Source organism: Actinomycetospora endophytica, from assembly GCF_021026375.1.
Taxonomy (GTDB): domain Bacteria; phylum Actinomycetota; class Actinomycetes; order Mycobacteriales; family Pseudonocardiaceae; genus Actinomycetospora; species Actinomycetospora endophytica.
Window position 1 is genome coordinate 659,327 of the sequence record NZ_JAJNDB010000002.1, and the last position, 12,769, is coordinate 672,095.

Here is a 12,769-nt window from a genome sequence, read left to right on the forward strand (position 1 = left end):
TGGTGGACTTCGTCCATGAAGCCCTGTGCGTTCTGCGCCATCATCTCCGGCGACGGAGACGCGCACGTCGTGCACAGCGACGACGACACCGTGGCCTTCCTCGACGCGAAGCCCGTCTTCCACGGCCACGTCCTGCTCGTCCCGCGACAGCACGTCACGACGATGGCCGAACTCCCGGCCGATCAGGTCCCGTCCTTCTTCACGCTGGCCCAGCGGCTCGAGCGGGCCGTCGAGACCACGATGGACGCCCCCGGATCGTTGGTGCTGGTCAACAACGTGGTGAGCCAGTCGGTGCCACACCTGCACCTGCACGTCATCCCGCGCCGCCCGAAGGACGGGCTGCGGTTCTTCCTCGGCCCCCGTCACCCGTATCGCGACACGGACGAGGCCGCCGCGGTCGCGCAACGCATCGGGGAAACGCTGCGGAGTGACGAGGCGGCACCAACCTCCTGAGCTGTTCGGTCCAGGACGATCGGGCGCGAACGGACGTGATCACGGACCTTTCTGGGGGTGAGCGGACGGTGAGACGCGCTCAGCGGTCTCAGGTTGTACGTCCGATCAGGTGGATCCGCCCCATCCTCACCGCTCGTACTGCGATAGTCACGGTGCGCGGACGGGCGGCCAGGGTCATCGGTCGATCACCGTCCGCTACAGCACGTCACCGACGACGGAGGTGGGTATGACGGTCCTGGGATGGGTCGCCGTTGCCGTCGGAGCGTGGTGCGTCGTCTCGGTGGTCGCGGCCCTGGGCCTCGGTGCGCTGCTGCGCCGGGGCTCGCTGGTGGACGACGAACTCAGTGACCAGGGACGGGGCCGCGAGCTGTTCACCGACAGCGCGCTCGCGATGTGGCTCTCCGAGCTGCCGTCGGTGCCGGACGACCCGACGTACGTCGTCGACGACCTGCCGCGGCCACGCAGCCCGCGCGACGTCGGGTCGGGCACCACCGAGGTGCCCACCGGTGTCTTCGGCTCGTGAGCAGTAACTGACGCCAGAGCGTCAATGTGTGCTCACGGGCGCGCAGCGCACCTACCGGTCGATGCCGATCGCCGACCGCACCGAGCCGAGCACCCGACGCGCCCGCTCGCGGGCGATCTCCCCGCCGTGGGCGAGGACGTCGTCGAGGTCGCTGCCCGGCTCCATGAGCTCCTCGTAGCGCTCGCGCATCGGGGCCAGCCGCTCCTCGAGCACGTCGGCGAGCTGGTTCTTCAGGTCGCCCCAGCCCACGCCGCCCGCCTCCAGGCGCGCGCGGGTGTCCGCGACGACCTCGTCCGCCGCGAACTGCGCGAGGATCTGGAACACCGCCGACGAGTCCGGGTCCTTGGGCGCCTCGACCGGCGTGGAGTCGGTCGGGATCCGCCGCACCAGCTTGCGGAGCTTCGGGGCGGGCAGGAACAGCGGGATGTAGTTGTCGTAGGACTTCGACATCTTGCGCCCGTCGAGCCCGGGCAGCGTGTGCCCCGTCGTCTCCGCCGGGATCACCGCCTCCGGCACCCGGAACCGGTAGCCCGAGCCGTAGACGTGGTTGAAGCTGCCCGCGATGTCCGCGGCGATCTCCACGTGCTGGGCCTGGTCGCGCCCGACCGGGACGAGGTCCGCCTCCATGATCAGGATGTCGACGGCCATGAGGATCGGGTAGTTGTAGGTCCCCATGTTGATGCCGGCGTCCGGCTCCTCGCCCGCGGTGACGTTGGCGTCCCGGGCGGCCTTGTAGGCGTGGGCGCGGTTCATCAGGCCCTTGCCCGTGATGCAGGACAGGATCCAGGTCAGCTCGAACGTCTCCGGGACGTCGGACTGCTTGTAGAAGATCGTCCGGGCCGGGTCGAGGCCGGCGGCGAGCCACGTCGCGGCGACGGCGCGCGTCCAGTGGTGGAGCTGCTCGGGGTCCCGCGCGGTGGTCAGCGCGTGGTAGTCGGCGATGAAGTAGAGCGACTCGTTCTCGCCCGCCATCGCGATCGCCGGCTCGATGGCGCCGATGAGGTTGCCCAGGTGGGGCTCACCGGTCGGCTTGATGCCGGTCAGGGAGGTCTTCGTGCGCGTGACCGGGGCGTTCTCCGTGCTCACCACGATCCCCGAGCCTATCCGTGCCGGAGGCGTTCCCCGTCGATCAGGCCACGGCGGTGCGCCGAGTGCTCGAACCACAGCGTGGTCAGCGGCGGAATGCTGGCGAGCAGGCCGACGATCGTGGTGCCCGCGCGCCAGCGGAAGGTCCGCGCGGTCAGCAGCGTGACGACCACGTAGAGGATGAAGAGGACCCCGTGGATCGGCCCAAAGATCTTCACGCCGATGTCGTCGAACACCACGAGGTACTTGAACACCATCCCGATCAGCAGCCCCGTCCAGGAGCACGCCTCGGCGATCGCGACGGTCCGGAACGCCCGGGCCAGCAGGACCGGGTCGATCGCGTGGCGGGTCGAGGTCGTCGGCTCGGAGGTCACGGCGACACTGTGCCGGAGGGTGCTGAGAATGCCGGGTGGGACGTCAGCGAGGTCACGACGACGGGTGCGGGGCGCTCAGGCGGGCACCGCGGCGAGCAACGCCTCGCGCAGCGCCACCGCCGCCGGGCCGACGTCTCCGCGCGGCCACGCCAGGACCAGCCGCGACCGGACCCCCTCGGCCTCGAACGGCACCGTCGCGAGCCCCTCGGACCGCAGCGCCGACACCGACCCGGGCAGCACCGCCACCCCGAGACCACGCGAGGCGAGCCGCGCCAGCACCGCCGGGTCGCTCGCGCTGCAGGTGACGTGCGGGGCCGGGGAGAGGCCGGCGCACGCGAGGTCGACCGCCTCCCGGAGCGCGTTGCCCTCGGCCGGCAGGACGAGGTCGCGCCCGGCCAGGTCGGAGGGACCGGCCGACGACAGTCCGGCCAGTGGATGATCGGCCGGCACCGCCAGCACGAGCGGCTGCTCCGACACCGTCCGCACCTCGAGGTCCTCGGGCAACGTCCCGGCCGCGCCCACCAGCGCCACGTCCAGCCGGCCGCTCCGCAGCCCCTCGAGCAGCGCGCCGGACCCCTCCTCCACCAGCGAGCACACCACGTGCGGGTGCGCGGTGGAGAAGTCGGCGACCACCCCCGGCACGTCCAGGAACGGGCCCGAGCTGACCATTCCCGCGCGCGCGGTTCCCCGCAGCAGCCCGTCGAGGTCGTCGACCACGCGCCGCACCCCGGCCACCGCCTCGAGCGCGGCGCGGGCGGCGGACACCACCTCGACCCCGACCGGCGTGGTGCGGACCCGGTGGCCGGAGCGGTCGAGCAGGGCATGCCCGAGCTCGCGCTCCAGCTTGCGGATCTGCGCGCTCACGCCGGGCTGGGCGACCCGCAGCCGCTCGGCGGCGCGCGTGAACCCGCCTTCGTCGGCCACGGCGACCAGGTACTCGAGCTGATGCAGCTGCACGCCGACCATCATCGCCGGTTCTGACCGGCAGCACGAGCAGGTCTTCGACTTCTGGCCGAGCCAGCGTCACGATCAGACCATGAGCACCCCGACCGTCGTCCTCGTCCCCGGCGCGTGCCACGGGGCCTGGTGGTACGCGTCCGCCGTCGACGCCCTGACCGCCGCCGGGCACCGCGCGCTCGCCGTCACGCTGCCCGGACTCTGCGAGCGGGCCGACGAGCTCGACGGGTCCACCAACCTCGCGAGCCACGTCGCCGACCTCACCGACCGACTTCGGGACCAGGACGGTGACCTCGTCCTCGTCGGGCACAGCTACGGCGGGATGGTGACCGCCGGTGTCGCCGACGCGCTGCCCGGCCGCGTCGTCGGGCTGTGCACCGTCGACGGGTTCACGCCGGAGGACGGCGACTCGTGCTGGTCGTCGGTCAACCACGCGATGCGCGACTGGTACATCCGCGGCGCCGCCCGGAGCGGCGTCCTCGTCGACCCGATGCCGCAGTTCGACCCGCGCGCCACCGGCCACCCGCTCGCGAGCCTCGTCCAGCGGATCACGCTCACCGGGGCGCACCACGACGTCCCGGTCAAGCACTACGCCCTCGCCGCGAACCCGGCCTGGACGCCGACGTCACCCTTCCCGCGGATCGCCGAGAAGCTCAGCGCCGATCCCACCTGGACCGTCCACGACCTGCCCACCACCCACAACGTCCTCGCCGACGGACCCGACGTGCTGGTCGGCCTCGTCGACCGGGTCCTCGCGGACGTGACGGGCTGAGCTGACGCGGGCCGCGGCGGGCAGGATGGCGGCCCGTGACCGTCGAGAACGCTGTACATCCGGAGAGCCGGGGCCACGACTCGTTCCCCCGTCGCCAGGCCGCGACCCGGCGCTTCACCCTCGGCGCGCCGCGCGGGGTGGCGATCTCCCCCGACGGCGCGCGGGTCGTCTTCCTGCGCAGCCGCGGCGGCGACGACCCGGTGACCTGCCTGTGGGTGCTCGACGTCCCGACCGGCGAGGAGCACCTGCTCGTCGACCCGCTGGCTCTCGACGTCCCGGGCGAGGAGGACCTCCCGCCCGAGGAGCGCGCGCGTCGCGAGCGGGTGCGCGAGCAGTCCGGCGGCGTCGTCGACTACGCCACCGACCGCGACGTCGCGACCGCGGCGTTCGTGCTCTCCGGGCGCGCGTTCACCGTCGGGCTCACTCCCGGCTCGACGCCGGCACCGCTGCCCGTCGAGGGACCCGTCGTCGACCCGCGCCCGGACCCGACCGGCGCGCGGGTGGCCTTCGTGCGGGCGGCCGCCGTGCACGTGTGCACACTCGAGTCGGGGGAGACGACGACGCTCGCCACGCCCGACGGCGACCACGTCACCTGGGGCCTCGCGGACTTCGTCGCCGCCGAGGAGATGAACCGCTACCGGGGGTTCTGGTGGGCGCCCGACGGCTCCTCGCTCGCTGTCGCACACGTCGACGACGCGCCCGTCGCCCGCTGGCACATCGCCGACCCGGCGAACCCGGACCGGGACCCCGCCGTCGTCGGCTACCCCGCCGCCGGAACGGCGAACGCGACGGTGACGCTGCACGTGCTCGGCCTCGACGGTGCGCGGGTCGACGTCGGCCTCGGCGACGACGAGTACCTCCCGTCCGTGACCTGGGACCGCCACGGACTGCTCGCGACGACCGCGCCGCGGGACCAGAAGCGCGTGACGCTGCGGTCGGTGGACCCGGCGTCGGGAACGTCGACCGAGGTGCGCTCCGACGTCGACGACGCGTGGGTCGACCTCGTCCCGGGCGTGCCCGCGCGCCTGTCCGACGGCGCGCTCGTCTGGTGCGCGGACGCGGACGACGCGCGACGCCTGGTGGTCGACGGCGAGGCCGTCACCGGCACCGACCTGCAGGTCCGGGGCGTGGCGGACGTCGACGGGGACACCGTGCTGTTCACCGCGTCGCGGGCCGGGGTGCCGACCTCGACGACGCTGTTCGTCTGGTCGCGCGAGGCCGGAGTGAGCGCGGTGAGCGCGGCGCGCGGGGTGGCGTCGGGCCGGCTCGCGGGCGGGGTGCTCGTCGTCGCGCAGGCCTCTCTCGACCACGACGGCACGGTGACGACGGTGACCGGGCCGGGGAGATCGACGACGCTGCGGTCGTTCGCCGAGTCGCCCCGCCTCGAGCCCCGGGTGCACCTGTTCGAGGCGGGGGAGCGCGGGCTCGCGACGGCGGTGCTGCTGCCGCGCCACCACATCCCCGGCTCGGAGCCGCTGCCGGTCCTGCTCGATCCCTACGGCGGCCCGCACGCACAGCGGGTCGTCGACGCGCGGGGGGCGTTCCTGACCAGCCAGTGGTTCGCCGACCAGGGGTTCGCGGTCGTCGTGGCCGACGGGCGCGGGACCCCCGGACGCGGGCCGGCGTTCGAGCGGGCGGTGCACGGGGACCTCGCGGCTCCGGTCCTGGACGACCAGCTCGACGCGTTGGCCGCGGCGGCGACCGAGGTGGAGGACCTCGACCTGTCCCGGGTGGGCATCCGGGGCTGGTCCTTCGGCGGCTACCTCGCGGCGCTGGCGGTGCTGCGCCGCCCGGACGCGGTGCACGCGGCGGTCGCCGGCGCCCCGGTGACCGACTGGGCGCTCTACGACACCCACTACACCGAGCGCTACCTCGGGACGCCGTCGTCGTGGCCGGACGCGTACGCGCGGTCCTCGATCGTCGACGACGCGACCGTCCCCGCGACGGCGGAGGCCCCGATGCGCCCGCTGATGCTGATCCACGGGCTCGCCGACGACAACGTGGTCGCCGCGCACACGCTGCGGCTGTCCTCCGCGCTGCTCGCGGCGGGCCGGCCCCACCAGGTGCTCCCGCTCTCGGGGGTCACGCACATGACGCCGCAGGAAGTGGTGGCCGAGAACCTGCTGCGCCTGCAGGTGGCGTTCCTGAAGGAGTCGCTCGGGGTGGGGTGAGTGCTCGTGTCACCCGGGTTGTCAGCGATGCGGCGTCGCTGACACTCAACGTCAGTAGCTCCACATCCTCGACTCCCCCTCGCGCCCCGTCGAAATCCGTGCCGCGGGTTTCTCCAAACCGCACCCACGCGCCGCGCCGACCGTCGACTCTGGTCGGCGGTTCGGGGTGGGCGAGGTCGGTGGAGGACTCGGGTGGGCGCGGAGCGGCCTGACGACGCGGGCACGGCGCCGGACGTGCGGCTGGAGCTGACGCACGGTCCGGGGGGTCCGGGCGTCCTCGCCGACGGGCGGGCGTTGACGGTGCCCCCGCACGCCTCCGCCACGGACGTCGGCCTGGCGGCGGCACGTCGTCATGCGGCGCGGTCGGGCCGGGATCTGCTGGTCGAGGTGGTCGACGGCCCATCGGTGACGACGGTGTCGGTCGGCCCCCAGGGGTTCGTCACCCTCGTGTCCGCGCCGCCCCGGCCAGAGGCTCCGCAGCCGCCGCCCTCACCGTTCGTCACCGAGTGGGTGGAGGCTCCTCGCACCGAGGTGGCGTTCGTCCCGCCACCCGCTCTTCGGCCGCCGCGTCCCCCGACGACACCGCCCGTCGGCGGGCTCTCGCCGTGGGCACGGCCGGCACCGGCGGCGACGAGAGCGGGCCGCCCGATGGCCTCGCTCGTCGTGACGACGTTGGTCGCCGCCGCGGTGCTGATCGGTGCCGTCGGGACGGGGGTGGCCACGCTCGCGTCGTCGCAGGACCTGCCCGGCGCGTGCCGGCCGGTGACCGTCTATGCGGTCGCCGGCGAGGGTGGTGCCTCGGACGTGCTGCGTGGCGTCACCGATCCGCTGTCCGCGCAGTTCGGCGAGAAGATCTCGGTGGTGACGGTGCCGCCCCCGCCGATCGGAGGCTCCTACGCCTCCGCCGAGTCCGAGGCGGTCTCCTCGCTCGCGAAGTCGGTCGGCGAGCACGTCGACGGCTGCCCGACCGGCGCGCTCATGCTCTTCGGCTACTCGCAGGGCGCCCAGGTCGCCGGGGATCTCGCGTCGCGCGTGGGTACCGGACTGGAGCCCCGCATCCCCGCGACCCTGATCCAGGCCGTCGGCCTGTTCGGCGACCCGGCGCGCAGCCCGCAGACCAGGGCCGTCCCGGAGGGCACGACGGGGCAGGGTGCGCTGCCGCCGCGGGCCGTCGGGTTCGGCTCCCTCGACGCCCGCACCATCGAGATCTGCGCTCCGAACGACCCGGTCTGTGACAGCCCCACCACCGCCGCAGCCCCCGCCCTCGAGCAGGCCATCGCATCGCCCGTGCACGGCTCCTACCAGCAGCTCCCGGTCGCCGCGGGCACCATGGCGCCGCAGTGGGCGTCGGCGTCGCTCGGCAAGGTCGTCGCCGCGATCCCCACCGACGCGGGGCCCGCGAAGGCCCCCGCGGGGACCACGGCGCAGTCCGGCGGGGTCGTCACGACGACGCCGGGCGGCGTATCGGCGACGACGTCGGGTGGTTCGGGGGCGGTGACCGGGTCCGGTGAGTCGGGCGGATCGGGAACGGGCTATGGCGACTCGTCCGGTGGGGCGTCCGGCTCGACCGCGAGCGCGACGGTGACGGCTGCTCCCGGGGCGTCCTCGGCCGGCGGTTCCGTGGACGGCGGAGGGGTGGCGACCCGTCGCTCCGGATCGACGGGGACGAGCGCGGGCTCGACGGGAACGGGCACGGGCTCGGGCTCGGCAGGAACGAGCACGGGAACGGGCTCGACGGGTGCGGACTCGAGCGGTTCCGGGTCCTCGGGAACCGTGACCGGTGGTCAGGGTTCCGCGGAGACCGGTAGCGGCACCGGTTCCGCCGGTGCAGCACCGACGGCCACCCGGGCACCGAGCTCGGGCGCGTCGGGGGATGACGGCTCCTCGGGATCGGCCTCGTCGACGGGCGCCGGCGCGGCGACCCGTTCGGGCGCGGCCACGCCGGCCACGTCGTCCCGGGCGAGCACCGGGTCGGGTTCGGGGTCCGGTTCGGGTGCGGGCGGGGATTCGGGGTCCTACGGGTCCGAATCCGGCTCGGCGTCGGCGACCACAGGGTCCGCGCCACCCAGCGAGACCCCTTCGGGATCCGGCAGGGCCACCGGGAGCGCGGGCTCCACCACGGCGAGTTCGCCGTCCTCACGCAGCGGCGGCGGGAGCGGCACGAGGAGCGGCGGGGGCGGGGTGACCGGTGCCGTGACCGGCGCCGCGTGGTCGCTCGCGAGCGGACTCGACGGATTCAAGTCGACGCCGTGGAACAACCAGAACGCCACCGACCCGAGTGCCGCGCCCTCGCCGAACGTGCAGGGCCGTGAGGCGGTGAAGTTCGAGATGCCCGGCGGCGGGAAGCGCACCGAGGCCGAGCCGGACGTTCCCGAGTTCCAGGACGGCCAGAAGGCGTTCGTCGGGTACTCCGGCTTCTTCGACAAGGGCTTCCCGACCGACACCGACACCTGGCAGCTGATCATGCAGTTCAAGCAGCCGGGGACGGGGAGCCCGCCGTTGGCGGTCGAGGTCGGGAAGGGGCAGCTGCGCCTCGCGAACGACGGTGGCGACGAGAAGGACTTCTGCCCGGTCACCGACGGCGCGTTCTCGTTCCAGCTCGGCATCCAGTTCGGCGGGGCCATCGACGCCTGGTGCAACGGCAAGCAGACGCTGACCGGCTACACGACACCCCAGTCGAACGTGAAGGGCAGCGCCTACCTCAAGACCGGCATCTACCGCGACGAGTCGATCAAGCAGAACAGCACGCTCTTCCTGAACGACCTCAAGGTCGGGAAGACCCTGGAACAGGTCTCCGGTCTGGCCGGCGCCTCCAGCGGATCCGGCGCGACGGCCGCTACGGCCGATGGGGCGTCGGGTGCGACGTCGACGGCTGATGGCGCGTCCGCCGCCCCGACGACGACCACGCCCTCGAACGGCACGGGGACCGCGGCATCGGGGACGGCCACGGGCGCCGCCGCCTCGGGCACTGACACGGGTCGCTCGGCAGCCGGAGCCGGCTCGGCCTCGAACGACTCGTCCGGCTCCGGCTCGACGTCCTACGACTCGTCCGGCACCGGCACCCGCACGGGTACCGGCGCAAGCTCGGGCGCGGACACGTCCCGTTCGGGCTCCGTCGCGTCTCCGGCGTCCGCGTCGAGCGGGGCAGGCATCGCGACGGCGATAGCACCCGCGGACGCCGGACCCGCGACAGCCAGAGCCGGGGCCGGAACCTCCCCCACGACCGCGTCCGGCGGCGGCACCGATTCGACCGGCACGACCAGCTCGAGCAGTGCCACCAGCGGCAGCGGCACGACGTCCGGCGGAGGGAGCACCCGCGGACAGGCCGCACAGAGCACCGGCACGGCGTCCAGCGGGCAGAGCACCGGCGGACAGAAGATCTGCGACAAGTTCGGATCCACCGACATCGACGGCGGCCGGTTCATGGTGCAGAACAACGAGTGGGGCGCCTCGGACGGCCAGTGCGTCACCCCGACGACACAGGGCTTCACCGTCGACTCCGGGAACCACGCCAAGAACGACGCCCCGGCGGCCTACCCGTCGATCATGTCCGGCTGCTGGATGGGCACGTGCACCCAGGGCACGACCCTCCCGACCCGCATCAGCGACCTCGGCCCGATCAGCTCGACCATCGCGGGCTCCATCCCGGCGGGCACGAAGTCCAACCTCGCCTACGACCTGTGGGCCGACCGCACCCCGAAGAAGACCGGCCACAACGACGCCATGGAGCTGATGATCTGGCTGAAGGAGACCGGCGGGATCAAGCCGATCGGACAGCAGTCCGGGACGGCCACGATCGGCGGCGCCACCTGGGACGTCTGGAAGGGCACGAACGGCGGGGTGAACGTGATCTCCTACGTTCGCCAGGGCTACGTCGACCAGGCGACCGACCTGCCGCTGACCGACTTCGTCAAGGACGCCGTCGCGCAGGGCTCGGTGCAGGCCACCGACTTCCTCACCAACATCCAGGCCGGGTTCGAGCCGTGGACGGGCGGCCCCGGCATGGCCCTGGACCGCTTCGACGTGTCCTACGGCGGTGCGCCGGCCGCCGCCACCGCAGGCCCCGCCACCGCCGCGCCGACCCCCGCCACCGCCGAGGCCGCCCCCGCCACGCGGTGAGCGATCTCTCGGCCGCACGGCTGGACGCGGTGACCTCGGCACGGAGGATCGACATCGGACCGGTACGGAGGCCCGACGGACGGGTGAAGGCAGCCCGTCCGTGGGTACAGCACCGGTCGTCAGCGATCTGTGGGGAGCGTGACCGTGAGGGCCAGCGATCTGTTCGTGCGGTGCCTGGAGGCCGAGGGCGTCGAGTACGTGTTCGGCGTCCCGGGTGAGGAGAACGCCGATCTCCTCATGTCGCTACGCGACTCGGAGATCCGTTTCGTGCCGACGCACCACGAGGCCGGGGCGGCCTTCATGGCCGACGTCTACGGCCGGCTCTCCGGTCGGCCGGGCGTGTGCCTGTCGACGCTCGGGCCGGGCGCGTCGAACCTGGTCACCGGGGTCGCGAACGCCAACATGGACAACTCCCCGGTCGTCGCGATCACCGGGCAGGGGGCCACCACGCGCCTGCACAAGGAGTCGCACCAGGCGATGAACGTCGTGGAGATGTTCACGCCGATCACCAAGTGGACGACCTCGCTGCGCGACGAGACGACGATCCCCGAGGTCATCCGCAAGGCGTTCAAGCTGGCGGCGGCGGAGAAGCCGGGCGCCACGCACGTCGAACTGCCCGAGGACATCGCCAAGCACGAGGTCGAGAGCGCGCCGATCGTGCCGCCGGAGAAGGTCCGGCGCCCGGTGCCCGACGACAAGTCGGTGCAGGCCGCGCTCGAACTGATCGCCCGCTCCGAGCGCCCGGTGCTGCTCGTCGGACAGGGCTGCGTGCGCACCCGGGTGAGCCGCCAGCTGCAGCGCTTCGTCGACGAGACCGGCATCTACGCCGGCATGACGTTCATGGGCAAGGGAGCGCTGTCCGACCGGCACGAGCGCAGCCTCTACGCCGTCGGGCTCGGCTCCCGCGACTACGTCACCGAGGTCTTCGAGGCCGCGGACCTGGTCATCGCGGTCGGCTACGACATGGTCGAGTGGCCGCCGTCGCGGTGGAACATCGGCCGGTCCAAGCGGCTGCTCCACATCGACTTCGACCCCGCCGAGGTCGACGGGGCGTACCGGCCGAACGTCGAGATCGTCGGGGACATCGCGGCGGCGCTGTGGCACATCAACCAGGGCCTGACCGCCGAGCACCACTTCCCCGACATCGAGGCGCACGCCCGCGCGCGGGCCCACCTGTCGGAGGAGATCAGCGAGGGCGGGTCGGCCGCCGAGGCCGAGACCGGCGACTTCCCGATGAAGCCGCAGCGCATCCTCGCCGACCTGCGCGACGAGATGGGCGACGAGGACATCCTGATCTCGGACGTCGGGGCCCACAAGATGTGGGTGGCGCGCCACTACCCGACCTACGACCCCAACAGCTGCATCATCTCCAACGGCTTCTGCTCGATGGGGATCGCGGTCCCGGGCGGGGTGTCCGCCTCGCTCGTGCACCCCGACCTGCGGGTCTGCGCGATCTCCGGCGACGGCGGGTTCCTCATGAACGGCCCGGAGCTCGCGACGGCGGTGCGGCTCGGCGTGGCGCCGGTCAACCTCGTCTGGGAGGACAACGGCTACGGCCTGATCTCCTGGAAGCAGGAGGTGGAGTTCGGCCGCCACTTCGGCACCGACTTCCCCTCACCGGACCTCGTCAAGATCTCCGAGGGTCTCGGGTGCCACGCCCGCCGCCTCACCAGCGCGGACGAGCTGCGTCCCGCCCTGAAGGAGGCGTTCGACCAGCGCGACCGGCCCTCGGTCATCGTCGTGCCGGTCGACTACCGGGAGAACGTCAAGCTGACCCGGCGCCTCGGGCAGCTCATCGCGCACTGACGCGCCGGCCCGGTCAGGTCCGCTCCACCTCGCGGACCTGACCGCCGGGCCGCCACGACGTGATGATCAGACGGTCCCCGGAGGGAGCGATCCTGGTCAGCACGATCTCGGTGACGTCGAGCGCGAAGTACGACCCGTCCGGACCCTCACCGGGCCGGCCGATCTCGTGGAGGCGCCCGGCCACCTTCGCCTCGCCCGGCCACCCCGTCGGGTCGTCCTCCGGAGGGTCGACCGATGGGGAGTGCAGCGCGACCCGCGGGTCGCGCTGCACGTCGGCGAGCTTGCGCGACCCGGGCATCATGCCGAGCGTGAGCTCGCCGTCGTGGAACTCCGTCTCGATGCCGCTCAGGCGCGGCGACCCGTCACGGCGCAGCGTCGCCATCGTCTTGTGCTTGCCGCGTCCGAGGAGCTCCCGCACCGCCGCGGCGGGCTCGGGGGCCGCCTGCTCCACCTCTGACCAGCTCGTCATCCCCGAGGTGTAGCACCCACCCCCGACAGCGACCCGGAT

10 protein-coding genes are annotated in these 12,769 nt (G+C 73.2%); 6 read left to right on the plus strand and 4 right to left on the minus strand.

Going from position 1 to position 12,769, the window contains the following annotated elements:
- The first annotated feature begins 15 nt into the window (after positions 1–15).
- Both LQ327_RS14030 and LQ327_RS14035 read left to right on the plus strand, forming a co-directional pair.
- Positions 16–453, plus strand: a complete 438-nt coding sequence (locus tag LQ327_RS14030) for an HIT family protein (protein ID WP_230734497.1) — start codon at positions 16–18, stop codon at positions 451–453.
- A 226-nt stretch (positions 454–679) separates the two neighbouring features.
- Positions 680–976, plus strand: coding sequence for a hypothetical protein (locus tag LQ327_RS14035; RefSeq protein WP_230734499.1), 297 nt, complete (start codon positions 680–682; stop codon positions 974–976).
- A 51-nt stretch (positions 977–1,027) separates the two neighbouring features.
- Here LQ327_RS14035 and LQ327_RS14040 read toward each other — a convergent pair whose 3' ends face one another.
- The 3 genes from LQ327_RS14040 to LQ327_RS14050 all read right to left on the minus strand — a co-directional run bounded on the left by LQ327_RS14040 (position 1,028) and on the right by LQ327_RS14050 (position 3,393).
- A complete protein-coding gene (locus LQ327_RS14040; RefSeq protein ID WP_230734500.1) occupies positions 1,028–2,065 on the minus strand; it encodes a tryptophan--tRNA ligase in 1,038 nt (345 codons plus the stop codon).
- Between the two features lie 11 nt (positions 2,066–2,076).
- Positions 2,077–2,436, minus strand: a complete 360-nt coding sequence (locus LQ327_RS14045) for a DUF3817 domain-containing protein (RefSeq protein WP_372460667.1) — start codon at positions 2,434–2,436, stop codon at positions 2,077–2,079.
- Positions 2,437–2,511: 75 nt separating this feature from the next.
- A complete protein-coding gene (locus LQ327_RS14050) occupies positions 2,512–3,393 on the minus strand; it encodes a LysR family transcriptional regulator (protein ID WP_230734502.1) in 882 nt (293 codons plus the stop codon).
- Positions 3,394–3,472: 79 nt separating this feature from the next.
- Between LQ327_RS14050 and LQ327_RS14055 the strand changes: the two genes are divergently transcribed.
- The 4 genes from LQ327_RS14055 (at position 3,473) to LQ327_RS14070 (ending at position 12,261) form a co-directional block, all read left to right on the plus strand.
- A complete protein-coding gene (locus LQ327_RS14055) occupies positions 3,473–4,165 on the plus strand; it encodes an alpha/beta fold hydrolase (RefSeq protein ID WP_230734504.1) in 693 nt (230 codons plus the stop codon).
- A 35-nt stretch (positions 4,166–4,200) separates the two neighbouring features.
- Positions 4,201–6,336, plus strand: a complete 2,136-nt coding sequence (locus tag LQ327_RS14060) for a prolyl oligopeptidase family serine peptidase (protein ID WP_230734506.1) — start codon at positions 4,201–4,203, stop codon at positions 6,334–6,336.
- 192 nt (positions 6,337–6,528) lie between these two features.
- Positions 6,529–10,455 (plus strand): GH12 family glycosyl hydrolase domain-containing protein, encoded by a 3,927-nt coding sequence (locus LQ327_RS14065; RefSeq protein WP_230734508.1) that lies wholly within the window; start codon positions 6,529–6,531, stop codon positions 10,453–10,455.
- 144 nt (positions 10,456–10,599) lie between these two features.
- Positions 10,600–12,261 carry an acetolactate synthase large subunit gene (locus tag LQ327_RS14070; RefSeq protein ID WP_230734509.1) on the plus strand — a complete coding sequence of 554 codons (1,662 nt, stop codon included), beginning with the start codon at positions 10,600–10,602 and terminating at the stop codon, positions 12,259–12,261.
- Positions 12,262–12,274: 13 nt separating this feature from the next.
- On the opposite strand, the gene LQ327_RS14075 is transcribed toward LQ327_RS14070, so the two are convergent.
- On the minus strand, positions 12,275–12,730 hold the full coding sequence (locus LQ327_RS14075) for a pyridoxamine 5'-phosphate oxidase family protein (protein WP_230734511.1): 456 nt from the start codon (positions 12,728–12,730) through the stop codon (positions 12,275–12,277).
- Positions 12,731–12,769 lie beyond the last annotated feature (39 nt).

Excerpts from the sequence above, each read along its gene's own strand:
- LQ327_RS14030 (WP_230734497.1), top strand. The coding sequence starts at position 16 with ATGAAGCCCTGTGCGTTCTGCGCCATCATCTCCGGCGACGGAGACGCG.
- LQ327_RS14035 (WP_230734499.1), top strand. The coding sequence starts at position 680 with ATGACGGTCCTGGGATGGGTCGCCGTTGCCGTCGGAGCGTGGTGCGTC.
- LQ327_RS14055 (WP_230734504.1), top strand. The coding sequence starts at position 3,473 with ATGAGCACCCCGACCGTCGTCCTCGTCCCCGGCGCGTGCCACGGGGCC.
- LQ327_RS14075 (WP_230734511.1), bottom strand. The coding sequence starts at position 12,730 with ATGACGAGCTGGTCAGAGGTGGAGCAGGCGGCCCCCGAGCCCGCCGCG.